Annotated in this window: 23 protein-coding genes and 1 tRNA gene; 8 read left to right on the forward strand and 16 right to left on the reverse strand. The window is 67.2% G+C overall.

The features are described 5' to 3' along the window. Nucleotides 1–23: 23 nt before the first annotated feature. Nucleotides 24–110 (forward strand) — tRNA-Leu (locus tag CFK21_RS12175). A 104-nt stretch (nucleotides 111–214) separates the two neighbouring features. Here the strand turns inward: CFK21_RS12175 and CFK21_RS12180 are convergent. The 13 genes from CFK21_RS12180 to CFK21_RS12240 all read right to left on the reverse strand — a co-directional run bounded on the left by CFK21_RS12180 (nucleotide 215) and on the right by CFK21_RS12240 (nucleotide 14,733). Next, nucleotides 215–1,234 (reverse strand): MBL fold metallo-hydrolase, encoded by a 1,020-nt coding sequence (locus tag CFK21_RS12180; RefSeq protein WP_096366913.1) that lies wholly within the window; start codon nucleotides 1,232–1,234, stop codon nucleotides 215–217. A gap of 157 nt (nucleotides 1,235–1,391) precedes the next feature. After that, nucleotides 1,392–2,705 (reverse strand): adenylosuccinate synthase, encoded by a 1,314-nt coding sequence (locus CFK21_RS12185; protein WP_096366914.1) that lies wholly within the window; start codon nucleotides 2,703–2,705, stop codon nucleotides 1,392–1,394. Nucleotides 2,706–2,845: 140 nt separating this feature from the next. Then, nucleotides 2,846–4,024, reverse strand: coding sequence for an ATP phosphoribosyltransferase regulatory subunit (locus CFK21_RS12190; RefSeq protein ID WP_096366915.1), 1,179 nt, complete (start codon nucleotides 4,022–4,024; stop codon nucleotides 2,846–2,848). A gap of 152 nt (nucleotides 4,025–4,176) precedes the next feature. Beyond that, the gene (locus tag CFK21_RS12195) at nucleotides 4,177–4,362 is read right to left on the reverse strand and encodes a DUF2065 domain-containing protein (protein WP_096366916.1); all 186 of its coding nucleotides are present in this window, start codon (nucleotides 4,360–4,362) and stop codon (nucleotides 4,177–4,179) included. 59 nt (nucleotides 4,363–4,421) lie between these two features. After that, nucleotides 4,422–5,294, reverse strand: a complete 873-nt coding sequence (gene hflC, locus CFK21_RS12200) for a protease modulator HflC (RefSeq protein ID WP_197702953.1) — start codon at nucleotides 5,292–5,294, stop codon at nucleotides 4,422–4,424. Then, a complete protein-coding gene (gene hflK / locus CFK21_RS12205) occupies nucleotides 5,294–6,442 on the reverse strand; it encodes an FtsH protease activity modulator HflK (RefSeq protein ID WP_096366917.1) in 1,149 nt (382 codons plus the stop codon). The genes hflC and hflK overlap by 1 nt, the downstream gene beginning before the upstream one ends. 146 nt (nucleotides 6,443–6,588) lie before the next feature. Then, nucleotides 6,589–7,908, reverse strand: a complete 1,320-nt coding sequence (gene hflX / locus CFK21_RS12210) for a ribosome rescue GTPase HflX (RefSeq protein WP_096366918.1) — start codon at nucleotides 7,906–7,908, stop codon at nucleotides 6,589–6,591. A gap of 29 nt (nucleotides 7,909–7,937) precedes the next feature. Next, on the reverse strand, nucleotides 7,938–8,207 hold the full coding sequence (gene hfq / locus CFK21_RS12215; protein WP_096366919.1) for an RNA chaperone Hfq: 270 nt from the start codon (nucleotides 8,205–8,207) through the stop codon (nucleotides 7,938–7,940). Nucleotides 8,208–8,398: 191 nt separating this feature from the next. After that, complete coding sequence (miaA, locus tag CFK21_RS12220) at nucleotides 8,399–9,310, reverse strand: tRNA (adenosine(37)-N6)-dimethylallyltransferase MiaA (RefSeq protein WP_096366920.1); 912 nt, start codon at nucleotides 9,308–9,310, stop codon at nucleotides 8,399–8,401. Nucleotides 9,311–9,351: 41 nt separating this feature from the next. After that, complete coding sequence (mutL, locus tag CFK21_RS12225) at nucleotides 9,352–11,169, reverse strand: DNA mismatch repair endonuclease MutL (RefSeq protein WP_096366921.1); 1,818 nt, start codon at nucleotides 11,167–11,169, stop codon at nucleotides 9,352–9,354. Between the two features lie 140 nt (nucleotides 11,170–11,309). Continuing rightward, nucleotides 11,310–12,617 carry an N-acetylmuramoyl-L-alanine amidase gene (locus CFK21_RS12230; RefSeq protein ID WP_096366922.1) on the reverse strand — a complete coding sequence of 436 codons (1,308 nt, stop codon included), beginning with the start codon at nucleotides 12,615–12,617 and terminating at the stop codon, nucleotides 11,310–11,312. Nucleotides 12,618–12,782: 165 nt separating this feature from the next. Further along, nucleotides 12,783–13,247: a tRNA (adenosine(37)-N6)-threonylcarbamoyltransferase complex ATPase subunit type 1 TsaE gene (tsaE, locus tag CFK21_RS12235; protein WP_096366923.1), complete on the reverse strand. Its 465-nt coding sequence runs from the start codon at nucleotides 13,245–13,247 to the stop codon at nucleotides 12,783–12,785. Further along, complete coding sequence (locus tag CFK21_RS12240; RefSeq protein ID WP_096366924.1) at nucleotides 13,231–14,733, reverse strand: NAD(P)H-hydrate dehydratase; 1,503 nt, start codon at nucleotides 14,731–14,733, stop codon at nucleotides 13,231–13,233. The genes tsaE and CFK21_RS12240 overlap by 17 nt, the downstream gene beginning before the upstream one ends. A 284-nt stretch (nucleotides 14,734–15,017) precedes the next feature. Here CFK21_RS12240 and queG point away from each other — a divergent pair, with 284 nt between their 5' ends. Beyond that, the gene (gene queG, locus CFK21_RS12245) at nucleotides 15,018–16,106 is read left to right on the forward strand and encodes a tRNA epoxyqueuosine(34) reductase QueG (RefSeq protein ID WP_096366925.1); all 1,089 of its coding nucleotides are present in this window, start codon (nucleotides 15,018–15,020) and stop codon (nucleotides 16,104–16,106) included. Between the two features lie 289 nt (nucleotides 16,107–16,395). Beyond that, nucleotides 16,396–17,703 carry a prephenate-dependent tRNA uridine(34) hydroxylase TrhP gene (gene trhP, locus CFK21_RS12250; protein ID WP_096366926.1) on the forward strand — a complete coding sequence of 436 codons (1,308 nt, stop codon included), beginning with the start codon at nucleotides 16,396–16,398 and terminating at the stop codon, nucleotides 17,701–17,703. 235 nt (nucleotides 17,704–17,938) lie between these two features. On the opposite strand, the gene rsmI is transcribed toward trhP, so the two are convergent. Continuing rightward, nucleotides 17,939–18,793 carry a 16S rRNA (cytidine(1402)-2'-O)-methyltransferase gene (gene rsmI / locus CFK21_RS12255; RefSeq protein WP_096366927.1) on the reverse strand — a complete coding sequence of 285 codons (855 nt, stop codon included), beginning with the start codon at nucleotides 18,791–18,793 and terminating at the stop codon, nucleotides 17,939–17,941. A 197-nt stretch (nucleotides 18,794–18,990) separates the two neighbouring features. Here rsmI and CFK21_RS12260 point away from each other — a divergent pair, with 197 nt between their 5' ends. The 5 genes from CFK21_RS12260 (at nucleotide 18,991) to CFK21_RS15295 (ending at nucleotide 22,887) form a co-directional block, all read left to right on the forward strand. Beyond that, a complete protein-coding gene (locus CFK21_RS12260) occupies nucleotides 18,991–21,051 on the forward strand; it encodes a penicillin-binding protein activator (RefSeq protein WP_157745655.1) in 2,061 nt (686 codons plus the stop codon). Next, the gene (locus tag CFK21_RS12265) at nucleotides 20,951–21,337 is read left to right on the forward strand and encodes a YraN family protein (protein WP_157745657.1); all 387 of its coding nucleotides are present in this window, start codon (nucleotides 20,951–20,953) and stop codon (nucleotides 21,335–21,337) included. Before CFK21_RS12260 ends, CFK21_RS12265 begins: the two co-directional genes overlap by 101 nt. 23 nt (nucleotides 21,338–21,360) lie before the next feature. Continuing rightward, nucleotides 21,361–21,957, forward strand: a complete 597-nt coding sequence (locus tag CFK21_RS12270; protein ID WP_096366930.1) for an SIS domain-containing protein — start codon at nucleotides 21,361–21,363, stop codon at nucleotides 21,955–21,957. A gap of 2 nt (nucleotides 21,958–21,959) precedes the next feature. Then, a complete protein-coding gene (locus CFK21_RS12275; protein WP_096366931.1) occupies nucleotides 21,960–22,544 on the forward strand; it encodes a BON domain-containing protein in 585 nt (194 codons plus the stop codon). 187 nt (nucleotides 22,545–22,731) lie between these two features. After that, nucleotides 22,732–22,887: a hypothetical protein gene (locus CFK21_RS15295; protein WP_157745659.1), complete on the forward strand. Its 156-nt coding sequence runs from the start codon at nucleotides 22,732–22,734 to the stop codon at nucleotides 22,885–22,887. A 6-nt stretch (nucleotides 22,888–22,893) separates the two neighbouring features. On the opposite strand, the gene CFK21_RS12280 is transcribed toward CFK21_RS15295, so the two are convergent. Then, nucleotides 22,894–23,658 (reverse strand): EAL domain-containing protein, encoded by a 765-nt coding sequence (locus CFK21_RS12280; protein WP_096366932.1) that lies wholly within the window; start codon nucleotides 23,656–23,658, stop codon nucleotides 22,894–22,896. A 23-nt stretch (nucleotides 23,659–23,681) separates the two neighbouring features. Continuing rightward, nucleotides 23,682–24,785: a PAS domain-containing sensor histidine kinase gene (locus CFK21_RS12285; protein ID WP_096366933.1), complete on the reverse strand. Its 1,104-nt coding sequence runs from the start codon at nucleotides 24,783–24,785 to the stop codon at nucleotides 23,682–23,684. Nucleotides 24,786–24,859: the final 74 nt, after the last annotated feature.

Consider the following 24,859-nt stretch of genomic DNA (forward strand, 5'->3'; position numbering starts at 1 on the left):
TTCTGAGCGGGCTCGCCCGCTCTGCCGAGGTGGCGGAATTGGTAGACGCGCTAGCTTCAGGTGCTAGTGGGGGTAACCCCGTGGAGGTTCAAGTCCTCTCCTCGGCACCAAATCACCGCACCATAGCAGACGGCTATGGCAAGCACAAGTAATTGTTCCAAAAGTATTTTTAACTGACGGGGCGGTACGCATCAGCGTACCGCCCCGTTGCTTTTCACTCACCGCCGAGCGCGGCCGCCTCCATCTCCAGGAAGATACGATAGGCATTGCCGCGATTGCTGGCATCGAAGGCCGGCAGGTGCTCGTAATCTGACCAGTCGGTCTGCGCATAGGCCTCGTCGAAGGACATGAAGTCCTGCACCGCCTTGCGCATCGCCTCACGCACATAGCGGATGTAGTCACGGGTGGCGCGTACCGCCTGCTCCGGATTGGCGGAGGCATCGCCGTGGCCGGGAATGATGAAGCGCGGCGACGGCTCCAGCAGGGTGAGGTATTCCAGCCCCTCCAGCCAGCGCTGGCTGTCGGTCTGCGGACTGTCCAGGAACGGCACCCGGCCCTGGTAGATGACATCGCCGCTGAACAGCACGCCGTAGTCCTCCACCAGCATGATGCTGTCACCCGGCGCATGGCTCGGGCCCAGGTGCCGGACCAGGAACTCCACGCCGCCGACCTCGAAGCGCAGTTCCTTCTCGAAGGTGTGGTCGGGCGCGACGATGTGGGTGTTCTCGTCCACCCAGGGGAACAGGGCCTCGCGCCGCTGGGCCAGGCGTCGCTCGGCGTCCTCGCCCTGGCTGGCGCTGGAGCCTCCGACATACCCCAGGGCCAGTTGCTGCGCCCATACCGGCGGGTCGCCGGCATGCTCCTCGAAGGCCTGCAGGCCGTAGATATGATCGGCGTGGTAATGACTGACGATGATGCGTTCGATCGGCTGGTCGGTCACCTCGCGGATACGCTGCAGCATGCGGTAGCCCAGCGCCGGCGTGCCGAGGGCGTCGAAGACGACCACGCCGGCATCGGTGACCACGAACCCGGCATTGGAGGTATGCCCCTCGTTCTCCGCGCCCGGCACCCCCGACAGCCCGACCAGGTAATAGACCGGCGCATCCGGCACCTGGTGCAGTTCCAGCGGCAGGCTCACCTCGCCGTAGGGAGTGGCCACCGGTCCGGCGGCGCTCAGCAGGGCGGGCTGGGTCAGGCCCAGGCCCAGTAGCAGGATACGCAGCAGGTGGATCATGATCTGTCTCTCTCCTTCAGGCCGTCTCCGTGGCGGCAAGTATAGTCCGTAGGTCGGATTAGCACGCAGTGCGTAATCCGACACATACCGCGGCATGTCGGGTTACGCTCTGCTAACCCGACCTACACAACAACTGCCGGCGAAGCGTGGGCCTGCCTCAGACATCATAGGGGTGACGCAGGATGACGTTTTCGTTGCGCTCCGGGCCGGTGGAGACGATGTCCACCGGCACTTCCACCACTTCCTCGATGCGCCTGATATAGGCGCGGGCAGCGGCCGGCAGCTTATCGAAGTCGCGCACGCCGACGGTGGAGTCCTTCCAGCCGGGCATATCCTCGTAGATCGGCTCGCAGCGGGCGTAGGCCTCGGCACCGACCGGCGGTGTGAGCCGTTCGACCCCGTCATAGCGATAACCGACGCAGATGCGCAGCATGTCCAGGCCATCCAGCACATCCAGCTTGGTCAGGCACAGACCGCTGACGCTGTTGATCTGAATGGCGCGACGCAGGGCCACGGCGTCGAACCAGCCGCAGCGCCGCGGCCGGCCGGTGGTGGAACCGAATTCATGGCCCTGGCGCGCCATGTGGGCGCCGGTCTCGTCCATCAGCTCGACGCCGTCGTAGAGTTCGGTCGGGAAGGGCCCGGCGCCGACGCGGGTGGTGTAGGCCTTGGTGATGCCGAGCACATAGTCGATATTGCGCGGCCCCACCCCGCTGCCGGTGCAGGCGCCGCCGGCGGTGGTATTGCTCGAGGTCACATAGGGATAGGTCCCGTGGTCGATGTCGAGCAACGCCCCCTGGGCGCCCTCGAACATGACATTGCCGCCGTCGCGGCGCACCTGATCGAGAATCTCGGGTACATCGCCGATCATGGGCTGCAGCAGCTCGGCCATCTCCAGGGTGTGATCCAGGACCTGCTGGAAGTCCACCGGCTCGGTCTTGAAATAATGCTGCAGGGCGAAGTTGTGATAGTCCATCACCTCGCCCAGGCGCGCGGCCAGATGCTCGCGCGAGAAGATCTCGCCCAGCTTCAGGCCGCGCCGCGAGATCTTGTCCTCGTAGGCAGGGCCGATACCGCGTCCGGTAGTACCGATGGCCTTCTTGCCGCGCGCCTGTTCACGGGCATGATCCAGCGCCACGTGATAGGGCAGGATCAGGGTGCAGGCCTCGCTGATGCGCAGACGCTCGCGGGCCGGCACGCCGCGCGCCTCCAGCATGTCGATCTCCTCCTTCAGGGCATCGGGGGACAGCACCACGCCGTTGCCGATCAGGCACTGGACCTTCTCGCGCAGGATCCCGGAAGGAATCAGGTGCAACACCGTCTTCTCGCCTTCGATCACCAGCGTATGACCGGCATTGTGCCCGCCCTGGAACCGCACCACGGCAGCGGCGCGATCAGTCAGCAGATCCACGATCTTGCCCTTGCCTTCATCGCCCCATTGGGTGCCGATTACAACAACATTCTTGCCCATTATGCTTCTCTCTGCCCTGAACGGTACTTAACTTTAGTCACGTCATTCCCGCGAAGGCGGGAATCCAGTGTCCGGTAGATCAGCTACGCGCTGGATCCCCGCCTTCGCGGGGATGACGGTAAGGAAATAATCAATGCGTTCTATAAGTTCCGGACTTCCCAGACTCCGTCCCGCAACTCCAACCGGCGGTCGCAGCCAAGCGCCTGTGCCCCGCCGGCCTCACCGGGCAGCCCCTGGATCACCCGCTCGCCCTGGCTGCGCAATTCACGCACCCGGTCGTTCAGGCCGGAATCGCCATCGGCCGGCGCGTAGATCGCCCCGTCGGAAGCCGCCGCTGTCCGACCCAGCGCCATCAGGGTCTTCAGATCGGCACTGAAGCCGGTGGCCGGCCGGGCCCGGCCGAAGATCTCGCCTATTTTGTCATAGCGCCCGCCGCGCGCCACCTCCTGGCCGCAGCCGGGGGTGAAGGCGGCGAACACCACGCCGGTCTGGTAGGCATAGCCCCTGAGCTCGGCAAGATCGTAGTTGACCGGCAACTCCGGCCAGCGTGCATGCACCGCCTCGCCGATCGCGGCCAGATTGTCGACCGCCTCCTGCACCGGCGCAATCCCCCGATACCGTTCGCGCGCTGCATCCAGCACCTCGCGCCCGCCATGCAGTTCGGCCAGGCGGGCAAAGCCCTCGCGCTGGGCCGCATTGAGGTCCATGTCGCCGAGCAGCCCCTCGATCTCCGGGATGGCCTTGCGCTGCAGCACGTCGAACAGGTCGGTTTCGGCCTCGCCGTCCAGGCCCGCGGCACGGGCCAGGCCACGAAAGATACCCACGTGGCCGAGGTCCATATGCACCGTCTCGATGCCGGTCAGGCGCAGCGTCTCCAGCATCAGACCGATGATCTCGAGATCGCTTTCCATGCCGGCATGCCCGAACAGCTCCGCACCGACCTGCAGCGGGGAGCGCGAGCCGGCGAAGCCGTCCGGACGGGTGTGCAGCACCGTGCCGAGGTAGCACAGCCGGGTCGGCGCCTCGCGCTTGAGTGAATGGGCATCGATGCGGGCAGCCTGCGGGGTCATATCGGCACGCAGCCCCAGCAGGCGCCCGCTCTGCTGATCGATCAGTTTGAAGGTCTGCAGGTCCAGGTCGTTGCCGGCGCCGGTCAGCAGGGACTCCAGGAACTCGATCATCGGCGGCATGATCAGCTGATAGCCCCAGCCGCGATAGGTGTCGAGCAGACCGCGGCGCAGCTGCTCGATGCGCCAGGCCTGCTCGGGCAGGACTTCCTCGATGCCTTCAGGCAACAGCCAGTGATTGATCGCGCTCATCTTCGGTTCTAGGTATCAGATAAAAAAATCATTATGACAACGGAAACACACGGACAGAAACAAGATTGGTTCGAGGCATTCCGACGATTACGACGGGCCGCTTTCCTTCCGTGTCTTTCCGTGTGATTCCGTGGCTACAGCGGTTGCAGGACTCAATGCACCCAGTACAGCAGCGTCAGGCCGATCAGCATGCTCACCAGCCCGGCCAGACGCAGGCCGCGGTCGTCCAGCTGGATCATGCTGACCAGCGTACGCCGGAATCCGTCAGGACTGAGAAAGGGCAGCACCCCCTCGATGACCAGCATCAGCGCCAGCGCGATCAGCAGCTCGTTCCACATGACGATTCAATCCATCCGACCGGCGCGGGACCCGGTACGCCGTGCGCCCGGGCCCGCGTTCAGCGGCCCTGGGTACCGCCCGAGAAGTACTGGAAGAATTCCGAATCCGGCTGCAGCAGCAGGATGTCCTGCTTGCTGGCAAAGGACTCGCGGTAGGCCTGCATGCTGCGATAGAAGTCGAAGAAATCCTCGTCCTGGGAGAAGGCATCGGCGTAGATCTGGGTGGCCTGGGCATCCCCGGCACCGCGGATCTCCTCGGCCTGACGGCGGGAGTCGGCCAGCAGCTCGGTGCGCTGGCGGTCGGCCCGGGCACGGATGATGCGCGCGGCCTTCTCGCCCTCGGCCCGGTGTTCCTTGGCGATGCGTTCGCGCTCGGCGCGCATGCGGTCGAACACCGAGGTGGCGACATTGGGCGGCAGTTCGATCTGCTTGATGCGCACATCGATGATGTCGATGCCGAAGGGCGCCATCTTCTCGTCAGCCTTGGTGGCCACGTTCTGCATGATCTGGGTGCGTTCGTCGGAAACCACCTCGCGGATGGTACGGTTGCCGAGTTCGGCCTGCAGACCGTCCTTGATGGTCTGGGCCATGCGCGAGACGGCATCGGACTCACGGCCGCTGAAGGCGCGGTAATAATCCTCGACCTGCTCGATACGCCACTTGACGTAGTAGTCGATCAGGACGTTCTTCTTCTCACCGGTCAGGATCTGTTCCGGCCGCGAATCCAGGGTCAGCACGCGCGAGTCGAACTTGCGCACATTGTTCACGATGGGCAGCTGGAAATGCAGGCCCGGCTCGAAGTCGGAACGCACGATCTCGCCCAGACGGAACATGATGGCCTTCTCGCGCTCGTCGACGGTGAACAGGGACAGGTAACCCAGCACCAGGGCGATGACCAGGACGATCAATAGCGGAAAACGCATGGCAGCCATTACCTGCCCTCCCTGAGCTGATTGGTACCCGAATTGCCCTGACCCGACGAGGACGGCAGCTGATAGCCGTCGCTGTCATACTGGTTCTGTCCGGACGCAGAGGCCGGGGCACGCCGCAGCAGCTGATCCAGCGGCAGGTACATGATGTTGTTGCCCTGGTCGGCCGGCACCATCACCTTGCTGGTGTTCTGCAGCACGTTCTGGATGCTTTCGATGTACATACGCTTGCGGGTCACGTCGGGGGCCTGCTTGTATTCGGCCAGGGTCTGCAGGAAGCGGCTGGTCTCACCCTGGGCCTGGGAGACGACCTTCTGTTTGTAGGCCTCGGCCTCCTCGATCAGGCCCTGCGCGGTACCCTCGGCCTTGGGGATGATGTCGCGGGCATAGGCCTCGGCGCGTTTCTTCAGCCGGTCCTGGTCCTCGCGCGCCTTGATGGCATCCTCGAATGCACCCTGCACCTCCTGCGGCGGCTGGGCGCTTTCCAGGTTGGCCTTGACCACCTGCAGCCCGGCGCCGTAACGGTCCAGCAGCTTCTGCATGTGTTCCTGGGTCTCGTTGACCAGCACCAGGCGGCCGCCGGTCTCGCTGAGGATATCGTCCAGGGTCTTGGAGCCGACCACCTCGCGCACCGCGCTTTCCAACGCCTCCTTGAGGGTGTAGTCGGCATTGCGCACGTTGAACAGGTAATTCTCGGCGTTGCTGACCTGATACTGCACCGACAGGCCGACCCGGATCAGGTTCTCGTCCTTGGTCAGCATCTGGGCGCTGTGCTGGGTGGTGCGCAGGGCATCGACATTGACCTTGAGCACCGTGTCGATGGGATAAGGCACATGCCAGTGCGGGCCCGGCCCGACCGTCTTCTGGTATTCACCGAAGCGCAGCACGACGCCGCGCTCGGCCTCGTCAACGATGTAGATGCCGGAAGCCAGCCACACCAGCGCCGCCAGGCCGATGATCAGACCGATGCCGAAACCGCCGGCGCCGCGACCGGCGCCACCGCCGCCCGAACCCTTGCGGCCGCCGAACAGGCCGCCGAACTTGTCCTGCATCTTGCGCACGACCTCATCGAGATCGGGCGGACCCTGGTCATTGCCACCTCGTCCGCCCCAGGGGTCCCGATTGCCGCCGCCGGGTTCGTTCCACGCCATGCCGATTATCTCCGTTGCAGGTCGTCGGGCTCGCGCCCGACCGTAGGCTTATCTCGTATTAACAGTCGTTTAGGGGCCGGCTTGCTGCGCGCATGTCACCGGCCGATCCGGTGAACCCTGTCAGCTGAAAACACAAAGCGCTGATTTTATGGGCCATGGCTGACAGTCGCAAGGTTATCCCGCGCGTCTTCCGGGTGTAATTCCTCCGTCAGCCCGGTGCGGATGCACAGGCGACGAAAATCGCTGCGCGGCATCTGGATCAGCAGCCAGGTCTGGCCGGCGCTGTCGGTCTCTTCACGCTGCACCGCATGGCGCTGAAAGAACTCCGCCCGGGCGCGGCCGGCCTGGGGCGGAAGACAGATCCAGCCGCGCACGATGCCGCCGCTCAGGCGTTCGGCCAGCGCTTCGCGCAGCAGGTCCAGCCCGGCGCCGGTCTGCGCCGAGACCCAGACCGCCCGCGGCCGGCCCTCGCCGTCGCGCTCCAGCCGCGGTGCCAGCCCGGCCAGATCGATCTTGTTGTAGACCCGCAGCTGCGGCACCTCACCGGCCTCGATCTCGGCCAGCACCGCATCGACCTCCTGGATGCGTTCGCGGCTCGCCTCGTCGTGCACGTCGACCACATGCAGCAGCAGATCGGCCTCGCGCGTCTCTTCGAGCGTCGAACGGAAGGCGGCCACCAGATCGTGCGGCAAATGGCGGATGAAGCCGACGGTGTCGGCCAGCAGCGCCTCGCCCAGCCCCGGCAGTTCCACCCGACGCAGGGTGGGGTCCAGGGTGGCGAACAACTGGTCGGCGGCATACACCTCAGCGGTGGTCAGGGCGTTGAACAGGGTCGACTTGCCGGCGTTGGTGTAGCCGACCAGCGACACCGTGGGCACCTCGGCGCGGTCGCGGGCACGCCGGCCCTGGGCGCGCTGCCGCTGCACCTTGTCCAGGCGCCGGCTGAGTTGCTTGATGCGCTCGCCCAGCAGGCGGCGGTCGGTCTCCAGCTGGGTCTCGCCGGGACCTCTGAGACCGATACCGCCCTTCTGCCGCTCCAGGTGGGTCCAGCCGCGCACCAGTCGGGTGGACAGATGCCGCAACTGGGCCAGTTCCACCTGCAGCTTGCCTTCGTGGGAACGGGCGCGCTGGGCGAAGATATCCAGGATCAGGCCGGTGCGGTCCAGCACCCGGCATTTGAGCAGTTGCTCCAGGTTGCGCTCCTGGCTGGGGCTCAGCGCATGATTGAACAGTACCAGTTCGGCCGCCTCGGCCTCGACCCGCTCGCGGATCTCCTCGGCCTTGCCGGTGCCGACGAAATACTTGGGATGGGGGCTGCCGCGGGTGGCGGTGACGACACCCAGCACCTCGGCGCCGGCCGAGCGGGCCAGTTCCTCGAATTCGTGGATATCTTCCTGGTCTTTGTCCTGGGGGAGGAAAAGATGAACCAGCAGCGCGCGTTCGCCGAGGCGGGGGCGTTCAAACAAGGAACGCACCCCGCAGGACGCTGTGACAGTCAGACATTCCCGGGTTCAGGTCCTTCATCGGCCGCCGGGCTGTTGCCGCCGTTGTTGCTGAACCGGACATTGCGGGCCGGCACCACGGTGGAGATGGCATGCTTGTAGACCATCTGGCTGACGCTGTTCTTGAGCAGCACCACAAACTGATCGAAGGATTCGATCTGGCCCTGCAGCTTGATGCCGTTGACCAGATAAATGGAGACCGGCACCCGCTCCTTGCGCAGGGTGTTGAGGAAAGGTTCCTGAAGTGATTGACCACGCGACATCTGATTTCTCCTTTTTTTCTAATTATGCCAGCCAGGACTGCTGCTGTTCTGTCTCATTGTCTTCGAGCCCCCGGACGACCGGGGAAGGTGAGGCATATTCATACGCTGAATACAGACCTAAGCATAGCGATAATAGTGCGATTTCACAATCGGTATCGATAGTTGTAACTGTATATCTAATTTAACTTTTTTCAAATCCAGCCGGACAGTTCCCGCGTCACCCGCGACAGCATTCGGGCGGCATATCCAGGCCGGTCGGCAGCATAGCGGTGCGCGTCGCGCTCGCCCCGCAGCCAGGTCAGCTGGCGCTTGGCGTACTGACGCGTGGCATACACGCCCCGTAGACGCATCTCCGCATAATCATATTCCCCCGCCAGGTACTGCCGGACCTGGCGATAGCCGACAGCGCGCATTGACGGCATCTGCGGGGTTAGATCACCGCGGCGGCACAAATGTTCCACCTCCTCGACAAATCCGGCGGCCAGCATGGCGTCGAAGCGGCGTTCGACGCGGGCGTGCAGCCAGCCCCGGTCCTGCGGCGCGAGCACCAGCTTCAGCCAGTTCGGACGGCCCGGCGGGGACTGCTCCCGGTGGAAGGCGCTCAGCGGCCGGCCGGTCAGGGCATGCACCTCCAGCGCGCGCTGCAGGCGCTGGGGATCGTTGGGATGGATGCGGGCGGCGGCCTCCGGGTCGACCGCGGCCAGGCGGGCATGCAGGGCCGCCGGCCCGGCCTCGGCCAGTTCGGCGCTCAGGCGTGCCCGCAGTTCGGGGTCGGCCTCCGGCAGCCAGGCGAGCCCCTGCTCGAGGGCACGGAAATACAGCCCGGTACCGCCGACCAGCAGCGGGATGCGGCCGGCCGCGCGCACGGCCGCCATCTCGCGCCTGGCATCGGCGACGAAGCGGGCGGCGGAATAGGCGTCGGCGGGATCGAGGAAATCGATCAGACGGTGCGGGGCCCGGCGCAGGGTCTCGGCATCGGGCTTGGCGGTGCCGATGTCCATGTCGCGGTAGACCATCACCGAATCGACGCTGATGATCTCCAGCGGCAGCGCCTCGACCAGGGCCACGGCCAGATCGGTCTTGCCCGCCGCCGTCGGCCCCATCAGACAGACCACGGGCTGTTCCGCTGCCGTACTCACAGACTTCACTGGCCGCGCAGAAACAGCCGGTCGAGTTCGGCCAGGCTGAACTGCACCCAGGTCGGGCGGCCATGATTGCACTGGCCGCTGCGCTCGGTGCGTTCCATGTCGCGCAGCAGGGCGTTCATCTCGGCCAGGGTGAGCTGACGGTTGGCGCGTACCGAGCCGTGGCAGGCCAGAGTGGAAAGGATGTCGTTCATGGCCTCGCGCAGCCGGGTGCTGACGCCGTGCTCCAGCAGATCGGACAGCACGTCGCGCACCAGCGCGGCGGCATCGGCGCTCGCCAGCAGGGTCGGCACCTGGCGGATCACCAGCTGCTCCGGTCCCAGCCGGTCCACCTCGAAGCCCAGTTCGCGGAACACCTCGGGCTCGGACTCGGCCAGTGCGGCCTCGCGCTCGCTCACGCTGACCGTCACCGGCACCAGCAGCGGCTGGGAGCGGATGCCGGTCTCGGCCTGCATGGCCTTGAGGCGCTCGTAGGTAATGCGTTCGTGCGCGGCGTGCATGTCCACCAGCACCAGGCCGCGGGCGTTCTGGGCCAGGATATAGACGCCGTGCAGCTGGGCCAGGGCGTAACCCAGCGGCGGCGTCTCGGCGGCCTGCGTTTCTGCTTCCACTGCATTGCCGGCCTGCGGCGCCGGCGCGGGCGCGGGCGCGGACCGGGCAGGATGCAGCGCGGCATAGGCCGCCATCTGCTCCATGGCCCGCAGCGGCATGGCCTGCTGACGAGCGCCGGCCGACGCGGCCGCGTGTTCCTCGGCGGCAGGCGCCGGCTCGGGCCGCGGCGGCGGGACCGGCGCCTGCGCGGTCTGTTCCCGGCCGGGCCGCAGCCCGGCCAGCGCCTGGTGCAGGGCCTGGAAGATGAAGCCGTGGATGGCGCGGCTGTCGCGGAAGCGCACCTCCGATTTGGCCGGATGCACGTTCACGTCCACCAGCGTCGGATCCAGCTCGAAGTAGAGCACATAGGCCGGATGGCGGCCGTGGTAGAGCACGTCCTGGTAGGCCTGGCGCACGGCGTGGGTGATCAGCTTGTCGCGCACCATGCGGCCGTTGACGAAGAAATACTGCAGGTCGGCCTGGCTGCGGGAGAAGGTCGGCAGACCGACCCAGCCGCTCAGGCGCAGCCCGCCGCTCTGCTGGCTGACGTGCAGGCTGTGGTCGACGAAGGGTGCGCCGCACAGCCGGGCCAGGCGTCGGGCACCCTCCTCCTGCGTGGCCGCCGGCGGCAGCCGGAACACCTGTTTGCGGTTGTGGCGCAGGGTCAGGCCGACCGAGAACCGGCTCATGGCCAGGCGCCGCACCACGTCCTCGATGTGCTTGTATTCGGTGGCGTCGGTGCGCAGGAACTTGCGCCGGGCCGGGGTGTTGAAGAAGAGTTCGCGCACCTCGACGCTGGTGCCGACCGGATGCGGCGCCGGGCGCGGCGTCTCGACCCGGTCGGAACCGTCGGCCTCGACCGTCCAGCCGGTCTCGGCGCCCGCCGCGCGCGAGGTCAGGCTCAGACGCGAGACCGAGGCGATGCTGGGCAGGGCCTCGCCGCGAAACCCCAGCGAGGCCACCTGTTCCAGTTCCTCCAGGCTGGCGATCTTGCTGGTGGCATGGCGCGACAGGGCCAGCGCCAGTTGGTCCTGCGGAATGCCGGTGCCGTCGTCGCGCACCCGCAGCAGGCGCTTGCCGCCCTGCTCCACGTCGATCTCGATCTGGCGGGCGCCGGCATCGAGGCTGTTCTCCAGCAGTTCCTTGATCACCGAGGCCGGCCGCTCCACCACCTCGCCGGCGGCGATCTGGTTGATGAGTTGCGGGGACAGCAGGCGGATGGACATGCCGCCAGTTTATCAGAGCCGCGGCAGGACCCGTAGGATGGGTGAAGCGCAGCGCAACCCATCGTTGGAAGAGGCAGGAGCGGGGCGAGCCGATGGGTTACGGCGGCAAGCGCCTCCACCCATCCTACCCGATCGCCGGGTCAGCCCTCGCCGGCGCCGGGGATGCGCAGGGTCTGGCCGACGTAGACCCGGTCGGAGTTAAGACCGTTGGTCGCACGCAGCGCCCGCAGGCTGACGTTGTAGCGACTGGCGATCTCGCTCAGGGTGTCGCCGCGGCGGATCACATGCTCGCGCGGATTGTGCATGGCGACATAGGTGCCGGGCGGCGGGTTGCTGTAGAAGTAGTTGCGGATGCCGGCGAGCATGGCCCGGGCCAGCTTGTCCTGGTGCGCGGCCTGTTTGAGCTTGCGCTCCTCGCTCGGGTTGGAGATGAAGGCGGTCTCGACCAGGATGGAGGGGATGTCCGGCGACTTCAGCACCACGAAGCCGGCCTGCTGGACGTGGTCCTTATGCACCTTGCCGACCTGCTTCAGGCCCTGCAGCACATTGTCCGCCACCTCCAGACTGGCCTCGATGCTGGCTGACTGCGACAGATCCAGAATCACCGAGCGCAGCAGTTCGTCCTTGTCGTTGAGGCTCACCCCGCCGGCCAGATCGGCGGCGTTCTCCGACTGCGCCAGGATGCGCGCCATCTCGGAACTGGCGCCGCGCCGGGACAGGACATAGACCGAGGAGCCCTGCACCCGGCGGTCGCGGAAGGCATCGGCGTGGATGGAGACGAACAGGTCGGCATCGTGGTCGCGGGCAATGTCCATGCGCTGGCGCAGGGACAGGAAGCGGTCGCCGTCCCGGGTCATGATGGCACGCATCCCCGGTTCCTGATCGATATGTCGCGCCAGCCGGCGGGCAATCTCGAGCACGACCTGCTTCTCGTTGGTGCCGTGGCTGCCGCGCGCGCCCGGATCCTTGCCGCCATGGCCGGGGTCGACGGCGATGACCAGGTCACGCGGGGCGCGGATCTGATCGACGGACTTGGTCGGACGCTCGGGGGAGCGGCGCGCCTGCCCCGGGGTTTCCAGGTCCACCACCAGCCGGTGGCCGGACTGCTGATCGGGCTTGAGCAGGAAGCTTCTGGGTTTGACCGGACCGCTCAGGTCGATCACCAGGCGCAGGTCGCGGCCGTTGCGTACGCCGTGACGCAGGTTGCGGATCGGCCCGCTGGCGGCGTCATCAAGATTGTCCGCACGCAGGCGGGCCCCTTCGAGATCGACCACCACACGGTCGGGGGCGCTGAGGGTGAACAGCTTGTGTTCGACCGGGGCATCCAGGTCCAGCACCAGGCGGGTACACTCCGCATCCGCCCAGACGCGCACATCGGTCACCTCGGCGGCACCGACCCAGAGAGCGGTCAGCCACCCCAGTAGCAGGAATCCGAATCGGCTTGTCATCCGCATGCTGCTGTCCCTCCCCGGCCGCTTGCGGGTGATATTCCCTTTGAATCTAACCCGCACAGCGGCGAAATTCAAGTGTTTTTCTTTCCATATCGAGGGGATATAGGGCAAACCTGTGAAACCGGTCTAAGGCATTGGGACAGCATCCGGCGGATTCCGGACTCACATGGCCGCATCGAGCCCGGATTCCAGTTCCGCGCGCCGCGCCGGGCCGGGTTCCAGCCACAGTCGCCGGCCCGCCGGGAGGTGCTCGATGCGGATCAGCAGATCGGGCGGCGGCAGCAACCCGGCCCCGCGCTCCGGCCACTCGATCAGGCTGGTCACGCCCGGGTCGAACAGGTCGCGGATTCCGAGAAATTCCAATTCCTCAGGATCGGCCAGGCGGTACAGATCCAGGTGGTAGAGTTGGCGCTCACCGATCCGGTAGGGCTCGATCAGGGTGTAGGTCGGGCTCTTGACCCTGCCGCTGTGACCGAGACCGCGCAGGAAGCCACGCACCAGGGTGGTCTTGCCGGCGCCCAGATCCCCCTGCAGATGGATCTGCAGCCCGGGCGGCAGCGCCTGCGCCAGGCGCGCGCCGAAGGCCTCCATGGCGGCCTCTCCGTCGAGTTCAATCGTGCGCGGCATGGTGATCCTGTCCGGGATTGACCAGGGCGCGCAGCGGTGTGAGCAGATCGCCGGCCAGCAGCCCGCGCTCGCCGTCGCGGGCGGCCCGGTCAGCGGCGGCGGCATGCAGGACGGCCCCGGCCACCGTGGCCTCGGCCGGGGTCAGGCCCTGGGCGCGCAGGCCGGCGATCACACCGGTCAGCACATCGCCCATGCCGCCGCTGGCCATGCCCGGGTTGCCGCCGGCAGCGATCCAGACGACCGCGCCGTCACAGACCAGGCTGCCCGCCCCCTTGAGCAGCACCACACCGCCATAGCGTTGCTGCAGTTGCTGCACCGCGGCCACCCGATCGGCCTCGACCGCGGCGGTGTCCGTCCCGAGCAGGCGCGCGGCCTCGCCGGGGTGCGGCGTGAGGACCCAGTCGTCGCGGCGCAGCGGCGCGGCCGCCAGCAGGTTGAGGGCATCGGCATCCAGCACCAGCGGCTGCTCGGCCCGCAGCAGCCGCTCGAACAGCGCCCGGCTCCAGCGGCCCTGGCCCAGCCCCGGCCCCAGCCCGATCACGCTGGCGCGTTCCAGCAGCGGTTCCAGGTCCGGCGCTCCGTCCACGCCGGCCGCCATCAGTTCCGGTCGGGCCGCCAGCACGGCAGCGACATGACCGGGATCGGTGGCCACACTGACCAGCCCCGCCCCCACCCGGGCCGCGGCCTCGCCGGCCAGACGCGCCGCCCCGCCCATGCCGGGCCGGCCGCCGACGATCAGCACATGGCCGAACGCCCCCTTGTGCGCCGTGCGCGACCGCGGCGCCAGCCGGGCCGCGGCGCAGTCATATCCGGCCAGCCAGGCCCGCGGCGGCATGTCCGCGGCGAGATCGGCCGGCAGCTCCAACCCGGCAAACACCAACTCACCGACATAATCCGCCGCCTGGCCGGTATAGAGCCCGAGCTTGCGGCCGATGAAGGTCACGGTCAGCGCGGCGCGGATGGCCGTGCCCGGCACCCGGCCGGTGTCGGCGGCCAGGCCGGAAGGGATGTCCAGCGCCAGCACCGGCACCCCGCTGGCATTGACCGCCGCGATGGCCGCGGCCCAGTCGCCTTCGACCCCGCGTTGCAGTCCGGTCCCGAGCAGGCCGTCGACGATGACCTCACAGGCAGTGAGCCGCCCGGCGTCGAAGGGCGCGACCGTCACCCCGGCCTCGACCGCATCCTCCCAGGCCGTGCGGGCAGCGCCCTGCAGCCGTCCGGGATCGGCCAGCCAGCCCACGCTGGCATACCAGCCCTCCGCCCGCGCCAGCCGCGCCAGCACATAACCGTCACCGGCATTGTTGCCGGCGCCGCACAGCACATGCACCCGCCGCGCCTCCGGCCAGTGCCGGCGCAGGGCCGCGAAGGCGGCCGCGCCGGCGCGTGTCATCAGCTCATATCCGGGGACGCCGCGCTGCTCGATGGCGAGGCGGTCCAGTTCGCGGACCTGGGCGGCGCTGTAGAGCGGCTCACAACCGGGTTGCATACTCATCTCAATCGTTGCATACGATGCAGGTTGGGTCAGGTGCGCAGCACCGTAACCCAACATGCCACGGGCTGTCGGGTTACGCTACGCTAACCCGACCTACCTGGTGGGGAAAGAATTCCGAATTCACCGGGAACGTCGTGATCAATCCGTCATTGCGAGCGAAGCGCGGCAATCTCATAATGCGGATTCAATCGGTTGGAGATTGCCACGGCGCTGCGCGCCTCGCAATGACGAAGCCCTGCCCAGCCACTTGCCTCCCGACACCCGACACCCGATTCCCCATGCCCGCGAACCCTGTCATTGACGACCTCGACCAGCTTGCCCGCGACATCAAGTCCTGGGGCGCGGAACTGGGCTTCGATCAGATCGGCATCACCGGCACCGACCTGTCCGACGCCGAGACGCACCTGCTGAACTGGCTGGCCGCCGGCCGCCACGGCGAGATGGACTATATGGCCCGTCACGGCACCAAACGCAGTCGTCCAGCCGCACTCGAGCCCGGCACCCTGCGGGTGATCTCGGCACGCCTGAACTACTGGCCCGAGGCCGCCGATGCCGACAGCGTGCTGCAGTCTCCGGCGCAGGCCTTCATTTCCCGCTACGCCCTGGGCCGCGACTATCACAAACTGCTGCGCAAGCGGCTGCAGCAACTGGCCCGGCGCATCGAGCAGGCCATCGGCCCGTTCGGCTACCGCGCCTTCACCGACAGCGCGCCGGTGCTGGAAAAGGCCCTGGCCGAACAGGCCGGCCTGGGCTGGATCGGCAAGCACACCAACCTGATCCACAAGCAGACCGGCTCCTGGTTCTTTCTGGGCGAGCTCTACACCGACCTGCCGCTGCCGGTGGACGCCCCCGGCGACAATCACTGCGGCACCTGCCGCAGCTGCCTCGATGCCTGCCCCACCGGCGCCATCGTCGGCCCCTATGAGCTCGATGCCCGCCTGTGCATCTCCTATCTCACCATCGAGTTGCACGGCCCGATCCCGGTCGAGCTGCGCCCGCTGCTGGGCAACCGCATCTACGGCTGCGACGACTGCCAGCTGGTCTGCCCCTGGAACCGCTTCGCGCAGCTGACGGCGGAGGACGACTTCCAGCCCCGCCACGGCCTGGACACGGCCGGGCTGATCGAATGCTTCGGCTGGGACGAGGCGACCTTTCTCGATCGCACCGAGGGCAGCGCCATCCGCCGCATCGGCCATGAACGCTGGCTGCGCAACATCGCCGTGGCGCTGGGCAATGCGCCGACATCGGCTGAAGTGATCACGGCGCTGCAGGCGCGGTCCGATCATTCCTCGGAGCTGGTGCGCGAGCATGTGGCGTGGGCGCTGTCACGGCATGGCGATAACAACGCACAGGACGCAGCCCGGTAGGTCGGGTTAGCGCAGCGTAACCCGACACAAACGCGGATCCCGTCGGGTTACGCCCTGCGGGCTAACCCGACCTACAAAAACTCCCCGTCATTCCGGCACATGCCCCAATCCAGTGACCGCGGCGGTTTCTGGATCCCGGCCTGCGCCGGGATGACGGCATAAATGCAGAATTCGTTATAAAAACCTCTGCGTCTTTGTACCCATAGGGCATAAACGTCCTCTGCGTGACTCCCGCCCAAGTCGGATAGAGTGCTAGAATTCGCAGCCCATACCCACAGGCCGTCACACCATGAACCGCCCCGAACTACTGGCCCCGGCCGGCACCCTGAACAACCTGCGCTATGCCCTGGCCTTCGGCGCCGACGCCGTCTATGCCGGCATGCCGCGCTACAGCCTGCGGGTGCGCAACAACGACTTCAGCCGCCTGGACAACCTGCAGCAGGGCATCGAGACCGCGCACGCGGCCGGCCGGCAGTTCTTCCTGGCCAGCAACGCCCTGCCGCATAACAGCAAGGTGAAGACCTTCATCCGGGATATGGAGCCGGTGGTCGCACTCGGCCCGAATGCCCTGATCATGGCCGACCCGGGGCTGATCCTGCTGGTGCGCGAGCGCTGGCCGGAGCTGCCGATCCATCTTTCGGTGCAGGCCAACACCATGAACTACGCCGCGGTGCGCTTCTGGCAGCAGCTCGGCATCAAACGCATCATCCTGTCGCGCGAGCTGTCGCTGGACGAGGTCGCCGAGATCCGCCAGCAGTGCCCGGACATGGAACTGGAGGTGTTTGTCCACGGCGCCCTGTGCATCGCCTACTCCGGACGCTGCCTGCTGTCGGGCTATTTCAATCACCGCGACGCCAACCAGGGCACCTGCACCAACGCCTGCCGCTGGGACTACCAGGTCCACGAGGGCGAACGCGACGCCAGCGGCGATGCCCGGCCGAAGGAGCTCAGCCTGAACGATGCGCCGGTGCATTTCATCGAGGAGAAGGAACGCCCCGGCGAGCTGATGCCGATCGAGGAGGACGAGCACGGCACCTACATCATGAACTCGAAGGACCTGCGCGCCATCGAGCACATCCACCGCCTGGTGGAAATCGGCATCGACAGCCTCAAGATCGAGGGCCGGACCAAGTCGCACTACTATGTCGCCCGTACCGCCCAGGTCTATCGCCGGGCCATCGACGACGCCGTCGCCGGCCGGCCCTTCGACCCCGAGTTGCTCAACAGCCTCGACAACCTGGCCAACCGCGGCTACACCGACGGCTTCTATCAGCGCCATGCCGACCAGGACTACCAGAATTACCTCAGCAGCCGCTCCGATCAGGTGCGGCAGCAGTTCGTGGGCGAGATCAGCGGCTACGACCCGGCCAGCGGCCTGGCCGAGGTGGCGGTCAAGAACAAGTTCGGCGTCGGCGATGAACTGGAACTGATCCTGCCGCAGGGCAACCGCCGGCTGCGGCTGGATTCAATGCAGGACAGCGGCGGCAACCCGATGCAGGAGGCGCCCGGCGGCGGTTACCGGGTGCGGATTCCGCTGGAGCCGGGGGAGTATGAGCTCGGATTGATTGCGCGGGAGCTGCACGGAGACGCCGCATAGATTTCGAGTAGGATGGGTGGAGCGCAGCGCAACCCATCGCGGCGCGACTGAATGATGGGTTGCGGCGCATGCGCCTTCACCCATCCTACGGGGTACGCGGTAGCCTGCCCGACACCCCGTTATACAGCCCCCAACGCCAGCGCCACAGCCTGTAGGATGGGTGGAGCACAGCGCAACCCATCGCGGCGGGCCGGAGATGGGTTACGGCGCATTGCGCCTTCATCCATCCTACGCATCATTCAGACTCGTCGTTCCCCAACTCCAGCGCCAGCTGATACAGGGCGTTCCTGCGCTCGCCGGTGATTTCGGCGGCGATTGCCGCGGCCTGCTTGACCGGCAGCTGTTTGAGCAGGAGCTCCAGGATGCGGCGGGTCTCGGCCGCGTCCTGCCCGGTGGCCGCCTCCGCCCCCTGCACCATCACCACGAACTCGCCCTTGCGGCGGTTGGCGTCTGCTCCCAGCCACTGCCGCAGATGCGACAGGGCCCCGCGCTCGGTCTGTTCGAAACGCTTGGTCAGCTCGCGCGCCAGTACCGCGTGACGCGCATCGCCGAAGGCCGCGGCCATGTCGGCCAGGCAGGCCTCGATCCGATGGCTGGATTCATAGAACACCAGGGTGGCGGTCTCGGCGGCCAGTGCCTGCAGGCGCTCCCGGCGCGCCCCGGCCTTTGCCGGCAGAAATCCCTCGAAACGGAAGCGGTCGGTGGGCAGCCCGGACACCGACAGCGCCGCGACCAGGGCGCTGGGGCCGGGCACGGCAAGCACCGGCACCCCCGCCTCGATCGCCGCGCGCACCAGCTGATAGCCAGGATCGCTGACCAGCGGGGTGCCGGCATCCGAGATCAGGGCGATGCGCTGTCCGGCCTGCAGCTGTTCGACCAGACGCGGACTGACCTGCGCCTCGTTGTGCTCATGACAGGACTGCAACGGGGTGCGGATGCCGTAATGCTGCAGCAGCGGCCGTGAATGGCGGGTATCCTCGGCGGCAATCAGATCGACCGTGCGCAGGGTCTCGATCGCCCGCTGACTGAGATCGCCCAGGTTGCCGATCGGCGTGGCCACCACATACAGCACACCGCCCGTCTCACTCATTGTCCGCTCCGCCGCATGCCGGCATCCATTCGATCGTCCCGATAAAGGAGGGTACAATAATCAACCCGGCAATCTGAGGAAACTCTGATCGCTCCGCCATGCCGCCGAAGGCCGGCATGACGAATAGGAAATCGATCAGAACTTGCTCGATATTGAATTGCCGGGTTTATGAGAGAACATCGGAGCCCGCATCCATCGTGACCCCGCTTCCCCGGTCCACTGCCCTCTTCCGGATCCCGCAGTTACTGATCCTCCTCGTCCTGGCCGCACTGGCCGGCTGCGCCGGCCAGCCTCCGCGCGAGGCCCCGGCCCCGGTGGCGGCGCCGGTCACGCTGCCGGCGGCCGAAGCGCGCCTGGCCGCCGGCGACCCGCAGGGGGCGGTGCAGCTCTACCTGCAGGCGGCGGAGACCGCGCCGCCCGAGCGCGCCCTCGACTACCGGCTGCAGGCCGCGGACATCCTGATCGAATACGACGAGCTGGAGCAGGCCCGGTTGCTGCTCGACGACATCGCCGCCCGGCCGACCGACCCCCTGACGCGGTTCCGGCTGGACCTGCGCCGCGCGGCCCTGGCGCTGGCCGGAGACGATCCGGCGGCGGCCCTGGCGCAGCTGGAACAGGCCCCGCCGGAGACCGCGAGCCTGGAGCAGCAGCGCCGCCATCATCGGCTGCGGGCCACGGCCTACGCCCGCCAGAACCATCACCTGGAAAGTGCGCGCGAACGCATCTGGCTGGATGGGCTGCTCGAGGACGCGGCCGAGCGCGAGGCCAACCAGCAGGCCATCATCGAGGCCCTGTCCCGCCTCAACCCCCGGGCCCTGGAGATGCTGCGTCCGGCCGGCGACCCGGTGCTCGGCGGCTGGATGGAACTGGTGCAACTGGCCCGCCGTCACCAGGCCGCGCCGGCCGCGCTGGACCAGGCCCTGGGGGACTGGCGCCTGCGCAACCCGCGCCATCCGGTGCTGACCGCCACGCTGGAACGTCTGCAGGCCCAGGTCGCCGAGCGCGGCCGCTATCCCGGCCAGGTCGGCGTGATCCTGCCGCTGTCGGGCCGCCTGGGCGAGGCCGGCGAGGCCATCCGCAACGGCCTGCTCGCCGCCCACTACAGTCTGGACACCGTGGACCCGCGGCCGCGGCTGCGGTTCTACGACATCGGCGAGGAACCGGGCCGCGCCTGGTCCCTGTATCAGCAGGCCATCCGCGAGGGCGCGGAATTCGTGATCGGTCCGCTGAGCAAGGAGTCGGTCGCCGAACTGGCCCGCGCCGGGCACCTGGAAGTGCCGGTGCTGGCCCTGAACTGGATCCCCGATACCGATGCCGGCGAACTGCCCGCCAACCTGTTCCAGTTCAGCCTGGCACCGGAGGACGAGGCGCGGCAGGTGGCCGAACGGGCCTTCCACAGCGGCATGACCCGGGCCCTGGCCCTGGTGCCGGAAGGGACCTGGGGCGAGCGCGTCTTCACCGCCTTTCTGGAGCGCTGGGAGACACTGGGCGGCGAACTGCTGGAGGTGCAGTACTACGGCCGCGAGGCCCGCGGCCTGTCGGACCAGGTCCGCACCCTGCTCAACCTGGACGCCAGCCAGAGCCGCCGCACCCGGCTGGTCAGGCTGCTGGGCCGCCAGGTGGAATTCGAACCCCGCCGACGCCAGGACGCCGAATTCGTCTTCCTGCTGGCCCGGCCCGAGACGGCGCGCCTGCTCCGGCCGCTGTTCCGTTTCCATCACGCCAGCGACCTGCCGCTGTACAGCACCTCGCACTGCTTCACCGGCCACATCGAGCGCGACCGCGACCAGGACATGAACGACATCCGCTTCTGCGACGCCCCCTGGCTGCTCGAGCCCGCCTTCGAGCCGTTGCGCGCCACCACCGAGCGGCTCTGGCCCGAGGCCACCCGCCAGTACCCGCGCCTGCATGCCTTCGGCCATGACGCCCTGCACCTGCTGGCCTGGCTGTCCGCCCCCAACCCCGGCGGACTGACCGGCCCGCATGCCGGCGCCAGCGGCACGCTGAGCCTGGATGCGGCCGGCCGCATCCATCGCGAACTGGCCTGGGCCCGGTTCCAGGGCGGCGTCCCGGTGACGCTGCCGCCCGTCATTCCCGCCCCGGCCACGGAGGCCGGGACGGGCCCCACGCCCCCATTGCCACTCAAGGATGAGTCCGATGCAGCAACCCCCGACCCATACCCGGGCCCGCGGCCAGGCGGTGGAGCGCTACGTGCTCCGCTACCTGCAGCAGCGGGGACTGAAACTGGTCAGCCGTAACTATCATTGTCGTGCGGGCGAGATCGACCTGATCATGCTCGACGGCGCCAGCCTGGCCTTCATCGAGGTGCGCTACCGCCGCAGCACGCGCTTCGGACACGGCTTTGATACCATTGACCGGCGCAAGCGCCGGCATATCATCCGCAGCGCGGAACACTTTCTGCTCACCCATCCGCGCCTGGCCGGCTATGCGCCGCGCTTCGACGTGGTCGGGGTGCATGGGGAACTTGCCGGCGGCGCGCGGGTCGACTGGTTGCCCAATGCCTTTTCCGCCGATGACGGCTGACGGATACGAATACAGAAGAAACCATGGATCTCTTTGCCCGCATCACCCAGCATTTCAACGACAGCATCCACGCCAAGCAGAGCGCCATGGAAGCGGTTGCCCCCGGCATCGCCCATGCCGCCGAGGCCATGCTGCGGGCGCTGCTCGATGAGCGGCGCATCCTCAGCTGCGGCAGCGGCGCCGCCGCCGTCGAGGCCCAGCGCTTCGCCGCCGCCATGCTCAGCCGCTTCGAACTGGCGCGTCCGGGCCTGCCGGCCATGGCCCTGAACACCGACGGCCCCACGCTGACCGCGATCGCCGAGGACTTCGGGTGGGAGTCGGTTTTTGCCCGCCAGGTCACGGCACTGGGCGCGCCGGGGGATATACTGCTGGCGATCGCCGCCGGCGGCAGCCCGGACGCGATCCTGCAGGCGGTGCATGCCGCCCATGACCGCGACATGACGGTAGTGGCGCTGACCGGCGGCAGCGACGGCGGCGCGCTGCCGGACCTGCTCATCAACCAGGACGTCGAGATCCGGGTACCGGTCTCCTCGGCGGCGCGCATCCGCGAGGTGCACACCCTGATCATCCACTGTCTGTGCGACCTGATCGATTACCAGTTACTGGGACAGGAGAATTAAGCATGTATGCCATCAAAGCTCTGTTCGTTGCCGTTGCCGCTGTGTTCGTCCTCAACGGCTGCGCCCCGCTGGTGGTGGGCGGCACCGCCACCGGCGTCGCCGTGGTGCATGACCGGCGCACCGCCGGCACCGTGCTCGAGGACCAGTCAATCGAACTCAAGGCCCTGAGCGCCCTGCGCAAGGACGAGGAACTGTACAAACAGTCCCACCTCAACGTGACCAGCTACAACATGATGGTGCTGCTGTCGGGCGAGACGCCCACCGAGGGCTACAAGCAGCGGGCCGAGCAGATCGTGAGCGGGATCGAGCGGGTACGGCGGGTATACAACGAACTGCGCGTGGCCGCGCCCAGTTCCATGATGAGCCGTTCCAGCGACACCCTGATCACCGGCAAGGTCAAGACCAGCCTGTTCAGCATCAAGGGCATGGAAGGTTTCGACCCGACCCGGGTCAAGGTGGTGACCGAGAACGGCACCGTCTACCTCATGGGGCTGCTGACCCGGCGCGAAGGGGACGCGGTCGCCGAGGAGGCACGCAGCGTCGGCGGGGTGCAGCGCGTGGTCAAGCTGTTCGAATATATCGACTGAGCCCCGGATTGAGCATATTCTTGCGGCAGGCCGGCGATCGTGGCAATCTCGCTGGCACCAGAGGGAGACAGGGCCGTCAGAGCCCGCCAACCCGGCTGCCCGTCAGAGCGGCCTTGCGGCAAGAACTACAATGCACAAATGCGCCTATTGCGGGAATACTCAACCGCCCGTATTGAAAAACATCTGGTTGATCCCTGCCACGCTGCTGGTCTGGCTGGTTCCCATCGCCTTTCTCAGCCACGGCTACTGGCCCTTCTTCCTGCTGCCCGCAATCGCCTTCACCGTGTGGAGCCTGATCGCGGTCAAACGCGAATGCGGGCGCTGCGGCCGGCGGCTGCTCTAGCCCGGGCTATTCGAACGCCGCCGCGGACAATTCGGCCGCCGCTTCGAACGCCGGCCGGGCGTACAGGAAGCCCTGCTGCAGCGCAATCCCCAGATCCAGCAACACCTGCTTCTCCTCCAGCGTCTCGATCCCCTCGGCCACCAGGGTGATCTCCAGTTCCTGGCAGACATCGACAATGCCGCGAACGATGGCGCGCCGGGCCTTGTCGGCGTTGATGTTGCGCACCAGGACCATGTCCAGCTTGACGATGTCGGGCTGGAACTCGGCCAGCAGGTTCAGCCCGGAATAACCGGCGCCGAAGTCGTCGATCGCGGTCCTGAACCCGAGCCGCTTGTACTCGTCGAAGATGCCGATCAGATGGGCGTGATCCTGCACCTGCTCGCCCTCCGTCACCTCGAAGATGATCCGCTCCTGCGGAAAACCGTAACGCTGCGCGGCATCCAGGGTGGTCCGGATGCAGGTCTCCGGGCGGTAGATGGCATGCGGCAGGAAGTTGATCGACAGCATGCCCTCCAGGCCCAGTTGCGCGGCCAGGCTGATGGCCTTGACCCGGCAGGTCTGATCGAAGCGGTAACGGTTGCGGTCGTTGACCCGGGCCAGGATCTGCCCGGCGGGTTCCTGATTCAGTCCACGCACCAGCGCCTCATGGGCGAATACCCTGCCCTGGTGCAGATCGACGATGGGCTGAAACGCCATGGTGAAGTCGAATTCGAGTGCCTTGCCCTCGACGCATTCGCGACAGCCCGGGCGGGAGAGGATTGCTTCATTCATACCAGGGTTCTACCAGCACGGTTTCAGCGGCTGTCGGCCGGGTCCTCGATGCGCGGCAGCACGAAATAGAAGCAGCTGCCGTGCGGCCGGTTCGGGTAATAGCCGATCTCGCCGCCGTGTTGTTCGATAATGCCGCGTGAAATCGCCAGTCCCAGACCGGTACCACTGCGGCGTTCACCCGAGCGTAGCGGCGCCTGGGCGAATTTCTGGAACAGGCGCGGCACGAAGCTCTCCGGCACGCCCTCGCCGTCGTCGCAGACGCTGACCCGCACCCGATCATCCTGCGGCTGCAGGTCCACCCGCACCTCGCTGCCGGGCGGGGAGAAACGGGCCGCGTTGGACAGCAGATTGCCCAGCACCTGCAGCAGGCGCTGTTCGTCGGCCATGACCTGCAGATCCGCCCGCGGCGGCGCAAACACCAGCCGTACCTCATGCTGGTCGGCATAGGGCGCATTGATATCCAGCGCCGTGCGGATGACCTGGGCCAGGGCCAGGGGCGCGAAGCTGTACGGCACGCCGCCGGAGGCGAGCTTTTCCATATCCAGCAGGTCGTTGATCAGATACAGCAGCCGGGCGCAGTTGCGCTGGGCGATATCGACCAGTTCCAGCGCCTGTGGAGACAGTTCCGGCATCACCTGCGGATTGAGCATGCCGATGGCCCCGCGCAGCGCGGTTAGGGGGGTGCGCAACTCGTGACTGACCGTGGAGATGAACTCGTCCTTCATCGCCTCGGCCGCCACCCGCTCGGTCAGGTCGCGCTCGATGGCGGCGAAATAGCGCACCCCGCCGTCAGGATCGACCAGGGGCACGATGTTCATGTCCAGCCAGTACCTGCGCCCCGACTTGCTGTAGTTGAGTATCTCCTCGCGCACCGGCTGGTTGCGGGCCAGGGCCTCGTGAATGCGCCGGCGGGTCGCAGGATCCGTATCCGGCCCCTGCAGAATGCGCGGGGACTTGCCCAGCACCTCCTCCGGCGTGTATTCGGTGAGATCGGTAAAGGCCCGGTTCACATACACGATGCGAGGCCCCGGCTCGTCCAGCGGCGCGACCTCGGTGACGATCACGATATCGTTGGCGTTGGCGATGATGTCCTTGAAATCGAAATCCGGATCCAAGCTGTTCTCCATGCGTCGCGCGGGCTGAGGATGAGGGTGCGAGTATCGGGCGCGCAGGCAAAAACGCAAGCCCGACGGGAAGCGGG

It is taken from the genome of Thiohalobacter thiocyanaticus (assembly GCF_002356355.1).
Taxonomy (GTDB): Bacteria; Pseudomonadota; Gammaproteobacteria; order Thiohalobacterales; family Thiohalobacteraceae; genus Thiohalobacter; species Thiohalobacter thiocyanaticus_A.